This window comes from Anabaena catenula FACHB-362 (assembly GCF_014698735.1).
Lineage (GTDB): Bacteria > Cyanobacteriota > Cyanobacteriia > Cyanobacteriales > Nostocaceae > Anabaena > Anabaena variabilis_A.
The window spans coordinates 39,969-59,623 of the sequence record NZ_JACJTQ010000033.1 but is presented as its reverse complement, the minus strand read 5'-3'; the positions used below and the strand labels follow the sequence as shown (position 1 = coordinate 59,623).

The 19,655-nt window shown below is 40.4% G+C and carries 13 protein-coding genes and 1 pseudogene; 7 read left to right on the top strand and 7 right to left on the bottom strand.

The window, feature by feature from the left end; all coding sequences use genetic code 11:
• Positions 1-340 precede the first annotated feature (340 nt).
• On the top strand, positions 341-496 hold the full coding sequence (locus H6G68_RS19225) for a hypothetical protein (protein WP_190908073.1): 156 nt from the start codon (positions 341-343) through the stop codon (positions 494-496).
• Between the two features lie 59 nt (positions 497-555).
• On the opposite strand, the pseudogene H6G68_RS27290 reads toward H6G68_RS19225, so the two are convergent.
• Positions 556-705: pseudogene (locus H6G68_RS27290) on the bottom strand (Uma2 family endonuclease); the annotation flags it as partial.
• A gap of 159 nt (positions 706-864) precedes the next feature.
• Between H6G68_RS27290 and ndhD1 the strand changes: the two are divergent.
• Positions 865-2,439, top strand: a complete 1,575-nt coding sequence (gene ndhD1 / locus H6G68_RS19220) for a photosynthetic/respiratory NAD(P)H-quinone oxidoreductase subunit D1 (protein WP_071188579.1) — start codon at positions 865-867, stop codon at positions 2,437-2,439.
• 173 nt (positions 2,440-2,612) lie between these two features.
• Here the strand turns inward: ndhD1 and H6G68_RS27285 are convergent, their stop codons facing one another.
• From H6G68_RS27285 to H6G68_RS19205, 3 genes are all read right to left on the bottom strand, one after another.
• Positions 2,613-3,017, bottom strand: a complete 405-nt coding sequence (locus H6G68_RS27285) for a hypothetical protein (RefSeq protein WP_242045323.1) — start codon at positions 3,015-3,017, stop codon at positions 2,613-2,615.
• Between the two features lie 147 nt (positions 3,018-3,164).
• Positions 3,165-3,434 carry a LapA family protein gene (locus H6G68_RS19210; RefSeq protein ID WP_190908072.1) on the bottom strand — a complete coding sequence of 90 codons (270 nt, stop codon included), beginning with the start codon at positions 3,432-3,434 and terminating at the stop codon, positions 3,165-3,167.
• Between the two features lie 52 nt (positions 3,435-3,486).
• Positions 3,487-4,914 carry a phosphoglucomutase/phosphomannomutase family protein gene (locus H6G68_RS19205; RefSeq protein ID WP_127054334.1) on the bottom strand — a complete coding sequence of 476 codons (1,428 nt, stop codon included), beginning with the start codon at positions 4,912-4,914 and terminating at the stop codon, positions 3,487-3,489.
• A 105-nt stretch (positions 4,915-5,019) separates the two neighbouring features.
• Between H6G68_RS19205 and H6G68_RS19200 the strand changes: the two genes are divergently transcribed.
• Positions 5,020-5,874 (top strand): PD-(D/E)XK nuclease family protein, encoded by an 855-nt coding sequence (locus H6G68_RS19200; protein ID WP_190908071.1) that lies wholly within the window; start codon positions 5,020-5,022, stop codon positions 5,872-5,874.
• A gap of 142 nt (positions 5,875-6,016) precedes the next feature.
• On the opposite strand, the gene H6G68_RS19195 is transcribed toward H6G68_RS19200, so the two are convergent.
• Both H6G68_RS19195 and H6G68_RS19190 read right to left on the bottom strand, forming a co-directional pair.
• The gene (locus H6G68_RS19195; protein WP_190908070.1) at positions 6,017-7,378 is read right to left on the bottom strand and encodes a hypothetical protein; all 1,362 of its coding nucleotides are present in this window, start codon (positions 7,376-7,378) and stop codon (positions 6,017-6,019) included.
• Positions 7,379-7,706: 328 nt separating this feature from the next.
• The gene (locus tag H6G68_RS19190) at positions 7,707-9,377 is read right to left on the bottom strand and encodes a transglutaminase domain-containing protein (RefSeq protein WP_190908069.1); all 1,671 of its coding nucleotides are present in this window, start codon (positions 9,375-9,377) and stop codon (positions 7,707-7,709) included.
• Positions 9,378-9,574: 197 nt separating this feature from the next.
• Between H6G68_RS19190 and H6G68_RS19185 the strand changes: the two genes are divergently transcribed.
• Together H6G68_RS19185 and recF are read left to right on the top strand one after the other, a co-directional pair.
• The gene (locus tag H6G68_RS19185) at positions 9,575-12,433 is read left to right on the top strand and encodes a cation-translocating P-type ATPase (protein WP_190908085.1); all 2,859 of its coding nucleotides are present in this window, start codon (positions 9,575-9,577) and stop codon (positions 12,431-12,433) included.
• 194 nt (positions 12,434-12,627) lie between these two features.
• Positions 12,628-13,758 (top strand): DNA replication/repair protein RecF, encoded by a 1,131-nt coding sequence (gene recF / locus H6G68_RS19180; RefSeq protein WP_190908068.1) that lies wholly within the window; start codon positions 12,628-12,630, stop codon positions 13,756-13,758.
• 922 nt (positions 13,759-14,680) lie between these two features.
• Here recF and H6G68_RS19175 read toward each other — a convergent pair.
• Positions 14,681-15,139 carry an MgtC/SapB family protein gene (locus H6G68_RS19175; RefSeq protein WP_190908067.1) on the bottom strand — a complete coding sequence of 153 codons (459 nt, stop codon included), beginning with the start codon at positions 15,137-15,139 and terminating at the stop codon, positions 14,681-14,683.
• Between the two features lie 771 nt (positions 15,140-15,910).
• On the opposite strand from H6G68_RS19175, the gene H6G68_RS19170 reads away from it, so the two are divergent.
• Together H6G68_RS19170 and H6G68_RS19165 are read left to right on the top strand one after the other, a co-directional pair.
• Positions 15,911-18,256 carry a putative PEP-binding protein gene (locus H6G68_RS19170; RefSeq protein ID WP_190908066.1) on the top strand — a complete coding sequence of 782 codons (2,346 nt, stop codon included), beginning with the start codon at positions 15,911-15,913 and terminating at the stop codon, positions 18,254-18,256.
• 89 nt (positions 18,257-18,345) lie between these two features.
• Positions 18,346-19,584: an AlbA family DNA-binding domain-containing protein gene (locus H6G68_RS19165; RefSeq protein ID WP_190908065.1), complete on the top strand. Its 1,239-nt coding sequence runs from the start codon at positions 18,346-18,348 to the stop codon at positions 19,582-19,584.
• The last annotated feature ends 71 nt before the right edge of the window (positions 19,585-19,655 follow it).

Here is a 19,655-nt window from a genome sequence, read left to right as displayed (position 1 = left end):
TAAAATATCAAAACCAAAGCCCCGTAAACCTTTCAGATGTTGCATTTTCCTAATCTGACAGAACAGGGTTAATCCTCTAATCCTGGGTATCCTGATTAAGACAATCAAGGATTTTCAGGATGTAGAAAAAACTCATCTTAAAAACCTGATATATTCCCAGATAAATATTCATATAAAATCCTGTTAATCCTTTAATCCTGGATATCCTGATTCAGACAAAATAATCATTGTCATCTAAACAAACCAATTCTCAATCTGATACAAGCCTTTGTTGGGTTGCACTGTCGCTTAACCCAACCTACAAAAATCCTATTTTCCTAAAAATAACTCAATCAAAATTATGAACAATATTAAATCTGAACAGTCAGATATCACAGATAACGAAATGCTCCCAGAATACGATTTTACAGGTGGTGTACGTGGAAAACATTACCAAGCTTATCGTCGAGGATATACTGTGACAATTTATCAAGCTAATGGTACAGACATTGTATAACATTTAACTCTGGAAAAAGATCATCTTGTTTATCCTTAAATCCTGTAAATCCTGATTCTGACAAATTTGCCATTTAACGTCGCACAGATACCGTAATTGCCCGGTGTGAGGCAACTGGCGGGCAGTTTACCAGCCAGATGGAGGCTTTCCGTGAGGGCTGGTTGGTAGATATTGTCTATTGGGTGATCTGATAGTATTCCACCCCACATTCCGTACTCCCAAAGGTCAAAAAAGACTCCCAAGAGAAAAATTGGGTATTGCCAATTTAATTAAATCAACCTAACAATGAAGAGAAAATTGCCAAAAAGCTGTTAGTTAATAACTAGTGACTTTTTGCCAAACAAGATTTTAATTGCAGACTGATTGTGATGAATATAGCTAATTTCCCGTGGCTGACGACGATTATTTTGTTCCCAATAGCCGCGTCACTACTACTTCCTATCATCCCAGATAAAGACGGCAAAACAGTGCGCTGGTATTCCCTGATTGTCGGGTTGATAGATTTCGCACTGATTGTTTACGCTTTTTGTACTGGGTACGATTTCTCCAATCCCGATTTGCAACTGGTGGAGAGTTACCCCTGGGTACCACAGCTAGGTTTGAATTGGTCAGTAGGGGCAGATGGCTTGTCTATGCCCCTAATTCTGTTGACTGGATTCATTACCACCTTGGCAGTTTTAGCAGCTTGGCCTGTCACCTTCAAGCCGAAATTATTTTTCTTCTTGATTCTGGCCATGTATGGTGGTCAAATCGCTGTGTTCGCAGTCCAGGATATGCTGTTATTTTTCCTGGTGTGGGAATTGGAACTTGTACCGATATACTTCCTGCTGTCGATTTGGGGAGGTAAAAAGCGCCAATATGCAGCAACTAAATTTATTTTATACACTGCTGGTGGGTCGCTATTTATTTTGCTGTCTTCCTTGACAATGGGATTTTATGGCGATACGGTGACTTTCGATATGCGATCGCTCGCATTGAAAGATTTTGGTCTAAATTTACAACTTTTACTGTACGCTGGCTTCCTGATTGCCTACGCTGTCAAGTTGCCCATCATTCCTCTCCATACCTGGCTACCAGATGCCCACGGTGAAGCTACAGCGCCCGTGCATATGTTACTAGCAGGTATTTTGTTGAAAATGGGTGGTTATGCCCTAATTCGCATGAATGCCCAAATGCTACCTGATGCCCACGCTTACGTTGCACCTGCGTTGGTAATTTTGGGGGTAGTAAATATCATCTACGCTGCGTTAACGTCCTTTGCCCAGAGGAACTTAAAACGGAAAATTGCCTATTCTTCAATTTCTCACATGGGCTTTGTTCTCATTGGTATTGCTTCCTTCACCGATTTGGGTTTAAGTGGGGCAGTTTTACAAATGGTTTCTCACGGATTAATTGGGGCAAGTTTGTTCTTTTTAGTCGGTGCAACTTATGACCGCACACACACCTTAATGTTAGATGAAATGGGTGGTGTCGGTAAGAGAATGCGGAAGATTTTCGCCATGTTTACAACTTGTTCAATGGCATCTTTAGCATTGCCAGGAATGAGTGGTTTTGTAGCGGAATTAATGGTGTTTGTTGGTTTCGCTACTAGCGATGCTTATAACCCAACATTCAAAGTCATCGTCATTTTCTTGATGGCAGTTGGTGTGATTTTAACGCCAATTTATCTACTTTCAATGTTGCGAGAAATTTTCTACGGACAAGAAAACGAAGAATTAGTTTCTCACCAAGCTTTGATTGATGCTGAACCCCGTGAAGTCTTTATCATTGCTTGTTTGTTGATTCCCATTATCGGCATTGGTTTTTATCCCAAGTTGCTAACACAAATGTACGACGCTACAACTGTACAATTGACAGCAAGATTGCGTGATTCTGTACCAACTTTGACGGCTCAAAAAGAAGTAGAGCAAGTTTCTTTAAGTGCGCCAATAATTGGTAATTAAATAATTCGTAATTACAACGAAGAGTTATGATTGGGGTGGGTTTGATACCTGCCCTTTTTTCAGCTTTTTTTATCTCACGCAAAGGCGCAAAGGCGCAAAGAAAAGAAATAAGGGTTTTGCTAAAGTTGTCAGTTTACTAATATACGATTCTAAAGTTCATTTGTATCATTGGTTTAGCTTTTTAAATGCTGATCTTGGAGAGCAATAAATTGATTGACAACTTCTACAGAAAAAACTTTTCCGAGCAAAGCCTTTTTCCATCCTGGTGGAAAGCCCTGAATACCAAATAGTTCTAGTTGTTTACGACTATATCCCCCATTGATACTACATCCTTTATCTAAAATTTCTTTGGTAATAACAACTGTTTTTGTGGTATTAGTCATTTCTTTATCTAAAGAAAAAGATGTGATATCAAGTTGATCTTCTTCCGTCCAAGTATCACTCTCATCAATAATAGATAAACTTTTCTCAACCAAATTATTTTCTAAAGCGTTGAGAATGAATCTAGCAATTCTATCTTGTTCAGTTTCTGGAAGTTGCTTTATTTGTGCGATCGCTTGTTCAAGTAACTTAGTCATAGCTTTCACCACTAATCATTATCTATTTTACTGGATCTTAAAATCCAGGGAATAAATTCCCTGTCTAAAAGCAAAAGTCGGTTAAAACCGACTCACAAAAAATCTCTCTTCCTCTCTGTGCCTCTGCGCCTCTGCGTGAGAAAACTCTTAAAAATCCTCATCATCAATAAAAAACTCCGCCTCCTCATCAACCCTAGACTTCGACGCACCCAACCCCCAAAAAGGCTGCAAAAACGCCACACCAATTAAACCCACAGCCACACAAAAAGCTAACACCAACCCAAAGGGAATTTGAATTGATTGAAAAACCAAAAACCGTAAAGATACGGGCGTAGCATTCTGCACCGAAATAAGTGCGATCGCAATTATCCAAACAGCTATAACTATAGATATTAATAAATTCACAAAACTTTTCATAACTTAATAAATAATTCCCCTCCCGCAAACAGGAGGGGCTAGGGGTGGGGTTTTATCCTAACTTAGCAATTTCACTCTCCATAAATTGAGCAATCTGACTAAGTTTTTCCGGTGAGTTAGTTTCCATATACACCCTCACCAAAGGTTCTGTACCAGAAGGACGCAGCAACACCCAGCTACCCTCTTCTAAATACAATTTAATCCCATCCTTACGTCCGACTTCCTTCACCTTAATTCCTGCCACTACTGAAGGTGGATTTTTAGTGTAAGAGTCAATCACAGCATTTTTGTGAGACTCAGTCAGGTGTAAATCCAAGCGATTATTATACAAAGGACCATCAGCTTCTGCGATCGCTTCCTGAACCAATTGACTTAGAGGCTTACCCTCATAAGCAATAGCCTCAGCCACCAGCATATCGGCGAGAACGCCATCCTTTTCAGGAATATGGCCAATGATACTCAAACCACCGGATTCTTCCCCACCAATCAAAACAGCGGTTTCCCGCATCTTTTCACCGATGTATTTAAAGCCCACAGCAGTTTCATAAATTTGCAAACCATACTTAGCTGCAAAATTATCTAACAAATGAGTAGTCGCCACCGTCCGCACAATCGCGCCACTCTTACCCTTGTTTTTTATTAAATGCCGTGCTAGAACTAACAGCACTGTATTGGGAGTGAGAACATTACCTTGTTCATCGACAATACCAAAGCGATCGCTATCGCCATCAGTTGCCAAACCCAAATCCGCCTTATCAGCGCGTACAGCATCCACCAATTCAACTAATTGTTCCCCTTTCGGTTCCGGCATACCGCCACCAAAAAGTACATCCCGCCAAGCGTGGAAACTTTCTAACTGACAGCCGCATTGTTGCAAAACTTCATCTAAATAACCGCGAGAAGTAGAATAAAGGGCATCATACTTGACCTTTAAATTCGCGCTTTTGATTTTTTCTACATCCAGTAAAGTGTAGATAAAATTCAAATAATCGGGCTTCGGATCAAAAGTAGAAATTGAACCTGATGGATTACTTCCGGGCAACTCATCAGATGCACTTTCTATATTTGCCACAATAGTATCAGTAATTTCTGGAGTGGCAGGCCCCGCATAATCGGGGATATATTTAATCCCACAATAAGGTGCAGGATTATGACTAGCAGTAAACATCAAAGCCCCTGCGGAATTCAGGTGCCGGGCATTATAGGCAATTACAGGAGTCGGACAATCCCGATCAGTAATTTTCACATTCCACCCTAAATCAGCCAAAACTGCGGCAGATGTCCGGGCAAATTCATCAGCTAAAAACCTTGTATCGTAGGCGATTAAAACAGGTCTATCTTTACTGTAGGCAGTTTCTAAGTAACTAGCTATTGCCCTGGTTACTTTCCGCACATTGGGAAAAGTAAAATCATCAGCAATAATCCCGCGCCAACCATCAGTACCAAATTTTATCTTGCTGGAATTGCTACTGTTGCTCATTTTGCCACTCTCTCCCCTGCATCATCTTTACTATTAGGAAGCATCCCGCAAAGCGTGTGTAGCCGCAAGTATCCCCACCGTATTTTCTCTCACTCTCCCTGAGCAATGTCAACCCCCGATAGACCTTTTGCCAGTTATCACCTTTGGTCTTTAGTTGCCCCAGCGACAGGGCAAGAACGTTGGCATTGCCAAATGAGGCGAGGATTTATTAAAGCGCGACAACATGAACCACAGGTGAAAGCCTTGTTAGCGCAAGCTACTCCACCCCAGCGCATTGGTATACTTGCCCAAAAAGGTGTTTATGAGTTTCATCATCATCGGCATTTATTAACTCAATCTGATGGAGTAGAAAAAGTAGCCCAGTTACTGAAATTAAGCAACTTTACCGTTCAAGTTAAGCAACGAGTACTACAAATTTTACAAAAATATCAAAATTCGCCCTTGCTGTTGGGTAAAAGGATTATCCAATTAACCCCAGGTGATGAAGGATTTCCCAAACCAATTGTGATTGAACAGGAAAACTATTGTTTTCGTTTATATGCAGCTATGGATTGTGTGTTTATCGAGTCTGATAGTACCTTACATATTCTAGATTTTAAAACTGGTAAATCGGCTTTTGACCGAAGACAAGCATTAGTTTATTTATTAGCAGCACGTTATCTTTATCCAGGAAAAACTGCTGTAGCATCTTTTTATAATTTGGAAGTTTGTCAAAAATCCGAGTTAATTACTCTTAATAATGATGAATTAGCATCTCTTGAATTTGAGTTAGCTAGTATAGCCCACCAACATCAAATTGATTTACAAAAATATCAAACAGAAAGCAGTGATTTTAGTAAAATATTTCCACCCAATCCCGGCAATCACTGCCGATTTTGTCCATTTAACTCAATTTGCGAATTTTCTGATTTTAAGCCTGCAAAATCACACGCAATGCCAATTACTAAAAATCGCAGTTAATTATCTCAATTCCACTGAATAAATAATTTAAAATTTAAAATAGTTTCAGATGAGGATTTAAACAAGGACAGTAGCTTTTTAGAGTAGGGGAACACAAGCTAAGTCTAGAAGAAGAGATATTTAACTCTTTAACTGCTGATAATTAACAGAATTGCTTAAAAAAGGATAAATCAATATTACCAAAATGAATACTCATGGCAATATTCAATTGTTCTAAAGTGCCAACAAACCAACCAATCCCATCGGTTGTAGCAGATTCATAGTGGTTAAACAAAATTGCCACTCTTTTTTCTAAAAATGGTTTGACTTTACGACAAATAAGTACCACTTTTAGCAGCAAGCCAATGGTGGATAACGTACCTTGATTACTGATCAAATCTAAAAAGATTGAATGTTGCGGGGATGCTTGGCTGTTGACAACTAAAAAGTTTAGTAAGTGACTGCAAGTTCTGACGATCAAAAAATCAGTGAGATTTTGATGATCAGCTTGCGGTAATGTATTTTGTAAATGGGAGTATAACCGCTGATTAAATTGACGTTTGCCATATTGTCCATCAACAGATGATATTAAATATTCATATAAATCATCTTTGAAACTATGGAATTTGGTAGTTTGACTGCTATGGGTTAAAAATTTTTGCGCTTTTTCTTGATAAGTGCAGTCACCTTCCGCATTACCAATAAATTGCTTTAAGGTGCTATAAAGATCCCGATCACTCAACAATGTAGGATTATTAATCGGGCGTAAAATCCGATTTGCTTCAAATGGCGAAACTTTTGTAATGATATTAACTTGACGTATTTTATACGTTACATATTGTGACAAATCAATTTCAAATTTTTTCTGCACCTGTTGCTGAAAGTGTATAATCGTTTCTTTTTGTTCCAAAGTAGCGTTTTCGCTAATTAAACAATGTTCATATAAGTAGGGATAGCGCCGAATCAAACTCATTAAGGGCTGACTATTTTTGTTACTATCCCATCTAGGGGTTTGATTAACTATTTGCGTAAAGCGACGTAAAATTACATACTGGTCACTTTCAGAAAAAATCTGCACTAGTTCACGCAAGCGCCTAATTTCTCGCAAGCGAAAACTACCTACTCCTAACCTATTGGGAGGAGAATCAAACAATGCGATTAATTCCGCAATAGCATGGTGCAGTTGCGGTTGCATATACCAGCGATTAATTAAAATATGGCAACAACGGTTGAGGAAAAATTTAAAATCCTCTGTTGCTGTTTTAGAGCCTGTAATTTTGTCTAAAATTGAGATAATTTCTGGTTCAGGATAATTCGCACGTTCAATGAATAGACAGCGAAAGCGCTCAATCATTTGGCTGGGAGATTCCATTTGCACCAAATGAAGTAAATGTTGATATACTAGCTGTTCTTCTTGATAGCAGTCATGATAGTTGTGAAGATACTCCAGTCTACCACCTGGCAATTTGGCTGAAGGTGTTTGCTCCACAGTTGTTTCAGATTCAGAACTAATCCAATTGTTCACCTGTTCTTACCGTTTACAAACGTCCTTAAGTTAGTTTTCATACTTTAAACTTTCCTTGTCAACCGTATAAATTCGGTTTTAATAATGATCAAGTTACTTTCTTCTCAATATTTTTAGGGAAGAATCTTATATGAATATCTTACAGTAAATACCGAAAAATTACTTAGTAGTTAAATAAAGTGAGCATAAAGCTCCCCCGCAGGAGAGTAAACTTTTGATTAAGACAGGTAGGGAATTTGGGGCAACGGGGGAGTTTGGGGCAAATTCACAAATGCTTTTACCTAATCCCTCATTGCAAAATACAAGTTCCCAATTCTCGATTCCTAAGTTAAAAAGGCGATAATTCTTTAAGAATTGTAAACCGAATATGATTTATAGCCAATTCGCCAATAGAAATATCTTCCTTGGTTAACCGACTGCCATTACTGATCAGGGTTTCAAAGGTTATACCTTTGCCAATTTCAATATGATACCAGCACAAGCCCATAAAAAAACGTGTGGGATAAGGACCTGCATCACCCACATCATCAGGATTCGATTCCATTGGCACCCAGCCAAAATTAGGGATATAGAACTCTAGCCAAACATGATTAAAGTCAGGTTGTAGAGGAACTCCTTGCTGTTCTCCATAGGGAGGGCATTTATATCTACCTACAGTCCGACAAAGAATTCCATTCAAACGGCACAAAGCCAGTAACACACCTACGTATTCGCCACAAGAACCAATACCGCGTTCTAAAACTACATCAGGGGTGTCAATGTATGGCTTAATCCCATATGATAACTGGTCATAGACGTAGTTACGGATGCTGTACATTTTCCGTAACATATTAGTTTCTGAACCCACTGCTTCACGGGCAGCACGACGAACAATAGCCGTATCCATTGCTAAATCATCATCATCGACCAAGTAGCGTTCTTGGAATTCTGGTGTAGGTTCTGGAAGTCCTTCAACATCTTTAGGTGTGATGCGATACTTAATTCCTCGGACTTCTAAAAGTGCTTTCCAGCCAAATATATGTCGTTCACCGGGAGTGAGGGAATCAAACTTAAATACTGCTACCCGTTGCCCCTCAACGATTTCTTCTGTGAAGGGTAAACCAATCGGTTCAACTTGTTTGAGCTTTTGGCGTTCAGTTTCTGAAGGTAGGGCGATACGCCATTCTACATTGGGTAAATAAACCTCGTCTAGGGGAGAAATTTCCTCAACATAGGACATTTCTATAAGATAACCATTAGAGAGGGCGTAACGTTTATCTGGCTGATAATGATAATAGAGGGGATGAATAAAAGTCATATCCCGGTAGGTTAACTCATGACTGGGGTCAGCATTGGGGTTATCTCGAATATAAGGCTCCTCAGTGGCATAAGCGATGTAGAGATTTTCCTGCGTTGTGTCCTGATTTCTATGTACTGCTATACCTGTAGGGGATGCAAAAGGTGTAAGTACACTGAATCGAATTTCCCCAGTTGCCCTATCCATAGAATAAACGCTTTGCTCTGTGCGATCGCAAACCCACAGAGTTTCCTGAGTTACGGCCAAATTTTCTATGCCCACACCAGGTGCATGAAACCTAGTAATTTCTTTGCGTGTCTCGCGGTCAAAAACTAGAATATAGCCAAGTCTTTGACAACTCACATAAACAGTTGATTCCCAAACAGCAACGCCATCAGCAATATAAGGTAAAGTAACAAAATGCTCCAAACCTAAAGAGGAAAGTTTACACAGATAAACGCTATTATCACGGCTTACCCACAGAGTATCTTCCCACACGGCTAAACCCGTAACTTCAGTAAACTCCTTAACTTGGTGAGGATTGAGGATTGTACTGTTATCAGAGATGGGGTCAATCTCCAACAGATGTCCTTTGATAGTGTCGATAGCAATAAGTCTATCTTTGATGAAAGCAATGCCATATAAAGTAGCAGCAGTAAGCGGTCGGATTGTTTTTTGGCCAAACATCTGGCTAACAGTCAAACTAGGGAGTGCAAAACTCATATTATTAGTCATTTAGTCATTAGTCATTAGTCATTAGTCATTAGTAAAAGGCAACAGGCAACAGATTATTCTCTGCGTAAGAGCTTAAGAGCGTCCTCTTCCGCGTCCCCGCATCCCCAATGTAACTTTAGTTGATGGAATTCCTGCCATCACTAAATTATGATCGAATTTTGTAACCATTTCCTGTGACTTACACGATGTCTGCTCATTCTTTACCTGAAGGTGCCGCTGCTTGGCATAGTTTAGAAGTTGATAAAGCGCTAGACCTGCTCGATAGTAACGTAGACAGTGGGTTAACACCTCAAGAGATTCAACAAAGGTTGCAAAAATACGGACCTAACGAACTAGAAGAACATGGCGGTCGAAGCGCTTGGGAGATTCTTCTAGATCAGTTCAAGAACATCATGTTGTTGATGTTGATTGGTGTAGCCCTCATTTCTGGTTTTTTAGATTTTTGGGCGTTACGAGGAGGCACATTAAAACCTGGTGAAGTGCCATTCAAAGACACAATTGCGATTATGGCGATTGTTATCCTCAATGGTATTTTGGGCTATGTGCAGGAAAGCCGTGCTGAACAAGCCTTAGCGGCTTTGAAAAAAATGACCTCTCCTTTAGTGAGAGTCATCCGCGATCGCAAACTAGTAGAAATTGCAGCGAAGGAATTAGTACCTGGGGATGTGATGCTGCTGGAAGCTGGTATGCAAATAGCTGCTGATGGACGCTTAATAGAACAGTCTAATTTACAAGTGCGGGAGTCGGCACTAACGGGTGAAGCCGAAGCTGTGAATAAGCAGGCAACTCTCACATTACCAGAAGAAACATCTTTAGGCGATCGCCTGAATGTAGTCTATCAAGGAACGGAAGTTGTTCAAGGACGCGCCAAGGTTCTCGTCACTGAGACCGGGATGCAAACTGAACTGGGCAAAATTGCCACTATGTTGCAGTCGGTGGACAGTGAACCTACTCCATTACAGCAGCGAATGACCCAACTGGGTAATGTTCTGGTAACAGGTTCTTTGATTCTGGTTTTGATTGTAGTCGTCGGTGGTGTTATTCAGGCCAGAGGTTTCAGTAACTTACAAGAACTTTTAGAAGTTTCTTTAAGTATGGCGGTGGCTGTAGTCCCAGAAGGTTTACCAGCGGTAATTACCGTCACCTTAGCACTGGGAACCCAGCGCATGGTACGCCATAATGCTTTAATTCGTAAATTACCAGCGGTGGAAACACTTGGGTCTGTCACCACCATTTGTTCTGATAAAACCGGTACTCTGACTCAAAACAAAATGGTAGTGCAGTCAGTGTACATGAATCAGCAAAATTTCCGTGTTACGGGAGAAGGTTATGCTCCCAATGGAGATTTTCAGTTAAATGGACAAACAGTGGCTGTAGATGAGTATCCAGAAATACCCGCTTTGCTAGTTGCTTGTGCCGTTTGTAATGATTCTGTACTGCAAAAAGAAGCCGGGGAATGGGCAATTTTAGGCGACCCCACAGAGGGTGCATTAGTCACCCTCGCAGGTAAAGCGGGAATTGAAAAAGACCAATGGAATAGTAAATTACCCCGTGTGTCTGAGTTTCCCTTTTCTTCGGAACGCAAACGCATGAGTGTAATTTGTCAAGTGCAAGAAGTCGCTACAGCTGAAGCGTCTTTGAGTGCAGTTGATCCGGTTATCGCCGGCTTTTTAGAATCTGAACAATACTTAATGTTTACCAAAGGTTCTCCAGAATTAACCTTAGCTCGTTGTACTCAGATTCATTTAGGTAATCACGCCTCTTCTATTAATGACGCACAACGCACTCAAATTCTGGCAGCCAATGACCAAATGGCAAGTCAAGGTTTGCGGGTGTTAGGTTTTGCCTATAAACCACTGGTGGAAGTACTTCCAGAAGGTTCAGAAGAAACATCAGAGCAAGATTTGGTCTGGTTGGGATTGGTGGGAATGCTCGATGCACCACGCCCAGAGGTGAGAGCCGCAGTAGCAGAATGTCGCCAAGCTGGTATTCGCCCAGTTATGATTACCGGCGACCATCAATTAACAGCCAAAGCGATCGCTGTTGATTTGGGAATTGCTCAAGATGATGATAGAGTCCTCACTGGTCAAGAATTGCAACGCATGACTGATCCAGAACTGGAGGAACAAGTTGATTTAGTTAGTATTTACGCCAGAGTTTCTCCAGAACACAAACTGCGAATTGTGCAAGCATTGCAACGTCGTGGTCGATTTGTGGCTATGACGGGTGATGGTGTCAACGATGCCCCTGCCCTCAAACAAGCCGATATAGGCATCGCTATGGGCATCACAGGTACAGATGTGAGCAAAGAAGCCAGCGACATGGTGCTACTAGATGATAACTTTGCCACCATAGTTGCTGCTACTAAAGAGGGTAGAGTAGTCTATACCAACATTCGCCGTTTTATCAAATACATTTTGGGTAGTAACATTGGCGAAGTTCTCACTATTGCTGCTGCGCCTTTAATTGGTTTGGGAGGTGTGCCGCTGACTCCTCTACAAATTCTCTGGATGAATTTGGTGACAGACGGTTTACCAGCCCTAGCTTTGGCTGTAGAACCCCCAGAACCAGATGTCATGGAGCGTCCCCCTTTTAGCCCTCGTGAAAGTATTTTTGCTAGGGGTTTGGGTTCTTACATGATTCGCATTGGTATCATCTTTGCCATTATTAGCATTGCCTTGATGTGGTGGGCTTATGATCATACCCATGCCCAAGGATATCAGGGTAATCCTGATGCTTGGAAAACAATGGTATTTACGACTCTGTGTCTGGCGCAAATGGGTCATGCGATCGCTATTCGTTCCAACAATCAACTCATCATTGAAATGAATCCTTGGTCTAATCCTTTTGTTTTAGGTGCTGTAGTCGTGACAACTATTTTGCAGTTAATGCTAGTATATGTGCCACCTCTACGAGATTTCTTTGGCACTCATGAACTGAGTCTCTCAGAATTAGGTATTTGTATTAGTTTCAGTGCTTTGATGGTTGTCTGGATTGAAGGTGAAAAAATATTCTTCCGCTTGAGGGGTCAAAAAACTGTCTAAAAATTAAAAATTACAACTTCACCAAGCTGGAATTTTTAATTGTTGATGATGGCAATGCTGGTGATGTGATGCTAGGAAATTGTTTACCAAAAAATATCCTCTCACTATCATCAGTAAATTAAAATCTTTGATGGGAAAATTAAAAATTAAAAATCTCAGCAAGTTTTTTAATTTTTAATTTTTAATTCTTGAATATGTACCTAAAAACCCTACACGTCCGACAGTTTCGCAATTACCAAGACCAAAAAATTGAGTTTACCGCTGCCAAAACAATTTTGGTAGGTAATAATGCTCAGGGAAAATCGAATTTGTTGGAGGCCGTGGAGTTATTAGCAACATTGCGATCGCACCGTATGGCACGCGATCGTGATTTAGTTAAAGAAGGAGAAGCGATCGCCCAAATTAATGCCACTCTAGAAAGAGCAGCTGGTATTAGTGACTTAACCCTGACACTACGCCGCAATGCTCGTCGTACTGTAGCTATTAATGGTGAAACGGTTCGTCGTCAAATGGATTTTCTTGGCGTTATCAATGCAGTTGAATTTTCCAGTTTGGATTTAGAACTAGTGCGCGGAAGTCCTGAAGGTCGTCGTAACTGGTTAGATACACTATTAATTCAACTCGAACCTGTTTATGCTCACATTTTGCAGCAATATCACCAAGTGCTACGTCAACGCAATGCTTGTTTGAAAAAAAGTCACGAGTCAGGAGTCAAAAGTCAAAATGCAGAACTTGCTATTTGGGATGCACAGTTAGTCACTGCTGGAACCAGAGTAATTATCAGGCGTGATAGAGCTATTCAAAAACTAGCACCTATTGCCGCTGCTTGGCACGCTAGGATAAGTGGTAGTACAGAAGTTCTCAAAATCAATTATGCAGCGAATGTCCCCCTGGAAAAAAATCATCCCGAAGCTGTACAACAAGCTTTTTTAGCCAAAATTCAACAGCGAACTCTGGCAGAATTACATAGAGGTATTACCCTTGTCGGCCCCCACCGTGACGAAGTGGAATTGATTATTAACCAAACTCCGGCTCGTCAATATGGTTCCCAAGGACAGCAACGAACATTAGTTTTGGCTTTAAAATTAGCGGAATTACAATTAATCGAAGAAGTCGTTAACGAGCCACCCTTACTTTTGCTAGATGATGTTTTAGCAGAATTAGATCCATCCCGTCAAAATCAATTGCTTGAGGCTATTCAAGACCGTTTCCAGACTTTGATTACTACTACTCATTTAGGTTCTTTTGAACAAGATTGGTTAAAGTCTTCGCAAATTCTCTTTGTGAAAGCAGGAGAAATATCAACATCTGCTACTCTTGAATAAACTATCTGGTAACTAGTACCACTTTGCAGAATTAAAAATTAGCAATTAAAGCCGAGGCTTTAACACGCTCACGTAGTCGCAGTCCTAAAAATTTAAAAAGCTGATTACACAAACTTTGGATAAAATTTTAATAGTTGATAGCGTTTTACTGTCAGAAGTTGTTGAGAAAGTTTTTTTATTAATATCACAATCTCGGAAACCTAACCTCTAACCTTAGAGACAAATCATTTATATAGCACCTGCCAAAACGGTTAGGACAGTGTTTATCGCTCAAAGTGTTGATGAAGTACCGGGGTTTATACTCAACTGCTATATAGGAATCATAAATGATATCTGATAGCTTGCGTGGCGTAGCCATAAAATTTTCAGTCTCACCATTGCTGCGGTCGGCAATGCCCACCCTACGTATATTTCAAAAATCAAATATTATTCCTATATCAAGTATTTCGTGAAATGGGATTAAAAATGAATCACAGAAATTATGTATTAGATAAGAATGAAATTAAATTACTAGGTGCATCATTGAGGACAATTGAGCCAAAGCTACTCAATCCCTCTCCAACAGCAGATACAGTTAGAATTTAGTTACAAGGTGGAGAACCTTATTTTGATATTTTTTTTGAATTAAGTAATAATAAAATTGTATGGTTTCAGTTTACGTTACGTGGTAAATCCCTTTCTTGGTATAGTAAAAATACTAAATTCTAAACAGGTGTTACCAATGAATTAAAAATTGATAATGTTAGTTTTTATGCAGCTAGTAAAACAGTAGAAAATGATGATATCTGTGATGATGAATTTATAGATTTGGTAAAATCTATTCTCCAAACAAGAGCGGAAGAAGAAATTTTTGCTAAAGCATTGGCATTGTTTAATTAGTTAGTATTCATTTGCATGATTACCAATAAAAATTGACCAATAACTAATGGAATTTTTCTACTTTTTTAAAAATATTGAGAACAACAACAGTTAACACAGCAGCAATTAATCCTAGCTGCCATAAACCACACCCAGAAGCAATTCCTAAAGCAGCTGAAACCCAAATTGCTGCGGCCGAAGTAAGTCCGTGAATTGCAAATGAGTTTGATTGTTGAGAAGACTCGCGTAAAATTTCTCCTCCACCCAGAAATCCTACACCAGAGGCAATACCTTGAATTACTCGGCTGAGAGCATCAGCACTAATTTTTTCTCCACCGACTTGGATCGCAATGATAGTAAACACAGATGAACCCAAACTGACCAACATATGGGTTCTTAAACCAGCGGGTTTGTTCCTGAGTTGGCGTTCTAAGCCAATCATTCCGCCAATGATCAATGCAAGACATAGCCGAAAACAGATGTTCAGCCAATCATTGCTGGCAATGTAGTAAGAGTTTGTCATCCTCTACCAGGATTTTAGATTTTGGATTTTGGATTGATTCCACGGATAAATCCGCTTGCTCTGTACCATCAAGGAATTATTGGTCAATTAATTTATGATTGCTATAAATAATCTTATATTCTATGTTAGTTGGTAATATAGTTTCAAAAAGTCACTAATCAATAAGATTGACCTAAGAGGATGTCTGAGCCGTATTTTGTTAAACCATGAGTCATGTGTAACCTCATCCCTCTTCCCGCTTTCAAGAAACAGTACCGTTAACGGTAGCTCGGCGTTTAGCCCGTACTGAGTCCCAAGGGTGGGGTGTAAAGTTGGGAGTAAAGTACTCAAGAAAATTTTGCTTCTTTGATTTATGGCGGGTGACAGCGCCGCCAGTGCGGTTGCTCCTAAGATGAGAGGTTTACCAGAGGGTTCTATCAGTATATGTTGGCACTTTTCAGACATCCTCGGAAATCTGGTAATGAGACGAAAGCCTATCTTGCCATCATTAAACATAAATGCTGAAGTTGCATTTTGGCACTTTATTCAACTTAGGCTAAAGCCTGGGGTACACAAACAAATCCTGTCCACCCACGCGACTTACAGCAGTTTTCATGTAGTTTTACACACTTTTCCTTTGCGCCTAACGCACTTCGTGCTAGAGCCTACGGCTCCCGTCAGGGATACGCTTCGCTAGTGCGTGACATTTTTAAATGTAGTTCATTACCTGAAAATGGCTGTAAGTGCCTCTTGATCAAAAACTTATATGACAACGGACACCTAACTAATTGAGTGGATAAACTCTACTGGCTTGACCAAATTAAACTACAAGACCGCGCCAAAGTTGGCGATAAAGCGTTTTATTTGAGTAAATTTATGCAGAAGGGCTACCCGGTAGTGCCTGGTTTTGTAGTTTCGGGGGATGTTTGGCGGCAATTTCTAGAAACCCTCAATAGCTCAGAGTCATTAGTTGCTGATTTACCTTATTCTTCTTTACATTTGGATGTAGCTAATTGGCAACAATTACAGCAGGTGGCTGGCCGCTTGCGTCAGGAAATTATTTCTGCTACTGTGCCGCAGCATTGGGTGAATACGATTTTTCAAGCGGCTCAAACATGGGAAAAGAAATGTTTAATTTTGCGTCCCACCCTAGCAGTATCAGCAGCTTCGCAGGTGATAGGGAATATATCTGGCTTACTGGAGTCGGTGTTTTGTCCTTGTGATCAAGAAGCGATCGCTCAAGCATTAAAGCAGGCTTGGAGCCAGTTGTTTCGTGCCAGAAGTCTACTCTACTGGCAAAATGTAGGCATTAACTTACAACAAATTAATTTAGCGGTATTGGTGCAACCAGTAGAAAATGCGATCGCTTCTGGTTTATTCAATGCCAACACATTAGGCGCGGATATTGAAGCTACTTGGGGATTAGGTGTGGCGATTACCAACGGTGAAGTATTGCCAGATGTTTACTATATCCAAGATAAAACAGAAGTTGTGCGAGAACGACATTTGGGAAATAAAATTCTCGCTTATCGTGTTCATGATCCTGCATCTGTAGCTGTTGGGGAATCCGAGTCTAAAAGGGTGTTAATGATAGATAACAATTGTCTGCTGGCTTACTTACTGAGTGAGGAGCAACAAAAACATTATGCTTTACCAGAAGAATTACTGCCACAAGTCATTGTTTTAGGAAATCAACTAGTACGTGAACTAGGTACAAAATTAACTATGAAGTGGACAATTACCCAAGAAACTTCATCGACAAAACTCTATATCACTCAAGTAAGCGCCCCCTTATCGGCAATTCCCGGTTCATACTTCATTAAGGGAATAGGGGCGGCTAGAGGACGTGTGATGGCTACTGCCTATGTGATTGGTTCACAACCAAAACCAGCACAAATTCCTCAGGGAGTGATTTTAATCGCATCAGCAATTACTCCTGATTGGTTGCCTTTACTACATGATGTGGCGGGAATTATTACAGAACAAGGTGGATTAACCAGCCATGCGGCGATTTTGTCCAGAGAATTGGGTATTCCTGCCATAGTCAGTGCTATAAATGCTACAAACCTGATTCAAACTGGCGAAAGACTACTGCTTGATGGTGACAGGGGAGAAGTTTATCGGAGTCGAGGAGATGGAGGTGTTGGGGAAATCGGCAGGTGGGGCGATAGGAAAGTTGAGGAAGATAGGAAAGTCATATCTTCTCCACCACCCTCCCATTCTCAATCAATGATTGCTACCCAATTACTGGTTAACCTCAGTCAGCCGAGTCTGATTTCCAAAGTGCAAGTTTTACCTGTAGATGGGGTGGGATTATTACGTTCAGAACTAATGGTGCTAAACATTTTGGATGGACAAAATCCTCATGCTTGGCTGTTGGATGGACGACACACAGAATTATTAGAACTATGGTCTGAGCAGATTATGCAATTTGCTGGCGCTTTTGCACCCAGACCAATTTTTTATCGGTCTTTAGATTGGCGACCACAGGATTTGCCATCATTGAGTGATAATCAACAATCTTCTGCTGAATCGATATTAGGTGAACATGGCACTTTAAGTTATTTACGAAATCCCGCAGTTTTTGAATTAGAATTAGCGGCTTTAGCTGCTGTACAGAAACGTGGTTACAGCAATATTCGTCTCATTTTACCTTTTGTGCGGACTGTAGAAGAATTTGTATTTTGCCATCGTAAAGTTGAGCAAGCAGGATTAACTCAGAATTCCCATTTTCAATTATGGATGATGGCAGAAGTACCCAGTGTACTGTTTTTGCTGCCAGAATATATTAAAGCGGGTGTGGCAGGGATTTCTATTGGCACAAATGACCTCACCCAATTAATTTTAGGGGTAGATAGAGAGCAAGGAGAACTAGCAAGTGTCTTTGATGAGCGTCATCCGGCGGTCATGGGTGCGATCGCTCAATTGATTAAAACAGCCAAAACTGGGGGGATTCCTTGTTCAATCTGCGGTCAAGCACCAGCCTTATATCCAGAAATTATTGATAAGTTGGTGGAATGGGGTATTACTTCGATTTCTGTGGAACCGGAAGCAGTTGAAAGGACATATCAAGCGATCGCTCGTGCTGAACAACGTTTGATTTTAGCAGCAGCACGGAAGCAATTGGGCGGGGTGTAAACTGAAAAAGGTGATTTCCTACGGGACGCTATGCGATGGCTTCCTGATCGAGTGCAATTTCAAATTTTTGTGACAGTTCATCTAGCATCATGTCTAAAATCAACCTTGAAATTTTTGACTTAGAACAACTTCCAACCGCAGAGGATGATAATTTTGAATTCAAGTCAAGCCGTACTTCAGATAACGAACTCAAAAAGAAACTAAGCTGTGCAGTTTCAGGCTTTGCTAATTCTGGAGGTGGGTGCTTTGTTGCTGGTGTTAACAGTGGTGGAGATGCAGATGGTGGATTTCCTTTGAAAATTGGCAACCAGGATCTACGTGATTGGGTTGATCAAATAGTTAATCAAGTAGAGCCAGTTCCCAAGTATGACATCAAGCTCATAAAAGATTCAGCAGGTAGAGGTGTAATTGAAACTGATTCAGCAGTCCTGCTAGTCGCGATTCATGAGAGTTATTTTGGACCGCATATGGCTCCAGATAAACATTACTATATACGGGCAGGTGCCCATACACTTAAAGCTAAACACTTCATTGTTGATGCTCTTTGGGCTAAAAGGCACTTTTCAAAACCACGATTGACGCATCTGTTTCGACTGAAGCCAGAAAAAGAACAAGCTATTCAACTTGGTATCCTTGCTCTTACTAATGCACCAGCAGTCGATGTCAAGATTATGATCTCGCCGCTGCCTCAGATGATGAAAGATCATGAACAAGCTTTTCCGCTTAATCTACCTCTCATTGATCGTGATAATCCTTTCTTTTTTGATGTAGCAACTTTTTTCCAAGCAAAAGAGAGATTTGGAAAAGATATTTGCCTTGAAGTGGAGTATTATGATCTTTCCGCAAATCGTTACACCTATAAAACTCCAATTGAGGTTGTTGGCTCACTTCCACCAATTACTATCGGAAACGACAACCCTGCAAAAATAGTACAGGTACTTGAAAAAATCGAAAAGACACTCTCAGAGCTTAGAGTTTCGCGCGAGAGTGTTGCTAAACCCAGACTTCTGTTACCTAAAGTATCAGATAGCATATTTCTATCTATTGAAAAACTGATTCCAGAGCTTCTAGCGGATATGAAAAATGATCTGCATGATCATCAATTTATTCGTGAGTTTGTCATTCTCAGCAATAAATGGGTTTATAATTCAGACCCTAATCATATGGTTCACGCATACTATTTTGAGGATCATCCTTATTTGAGAAACAAATTGCGAATCCTAGAAAATTATGGGCTGATTTATGAAATCACTTATAATAATGTTGCTCGCTTTGTTATTTCAGAAGAGCTTGCTGCATACTTGACAAGCGACAACCAACCAGAATAGGCAAATATTTTTCGGTATGCTATTGCCGTATATTGTAAGGTGCGTTGCCCCCCTTCGACAACACACCATTA

Coding starts and splice junctions, on each gene's coding strand:
- H6G68_RS19225 (WP_190908073.1), top strand. CDS start 341: ATGAACAATATTAAATCTGAACAGTCAGATATCACAGATAACGAAATG.
- H6G68_RS27285 (WP_242045323.1), bottom strand. CDS start 3,017: ATGACTAAGTTACTTGAACAAGCGATCGCACAAATAAAGCAACTTCCA.
- H6G68_RS19190 (WP_190908069.1), bottom strand. CDS start 9,377: ATGAGTTTTGCACTCCCTAGTTTGACTGTTAGCCAGATGTTTGGCCAA.
- ndhD1 (WP_071188579.1), top strand. CDS start 865: ATGAATATAGCTAATTTCCCGTGGCTGACGACGATTATTTTGTTCCCA.
- H6G68_RS19210 (WP_190908072.1), bottom strand. CDS start 3,434: ATGAAAAGTTTTGTGAATTTATTAATATCTATAGTTATAGCTGTTTGG.
- H6G68_RS19175 (WP_190908067.1), bottom strand. CDS start 15,139: ATGACAAACTCTTACTACATTGCCAGCAATGATTGGCTGAACATCTGT.
- H6G68_RS19185 (WP_190908085.1), top strand. CDS start 9,575: ATGTCTGCTCATTCTTTACCTGAAGGTGCCGCTGCTTGGCATAGTTTA.
- H6G68_RS19200 (WP_190908071.1), top strand. CDS start 5,020: ATGTCAACCCCCGATAGACCTTTTGCCAGTTATCACCTTTGGTCTTTA.
- H6G68_RS19205 (WP_127054334.1), bottom strand. CDS start 4,914: ATGAGCAACAGTAGCAATTCCAGCAAGATAAAATTTGGTACTGATGGT.
- recF (WP_190908068.1), top strand. CDS start 12,628: ATGTACCTAAAAACCCTACACGTCCGACAGTTTCGCAATTACCAAGAC.
- H6G68_RS19165 (WP_190908065.1), top strand. CDS start 18,346: ATGTCTAAAATCAACCTTGAAATTTTTGACTTAGAACAACTTCCAACC.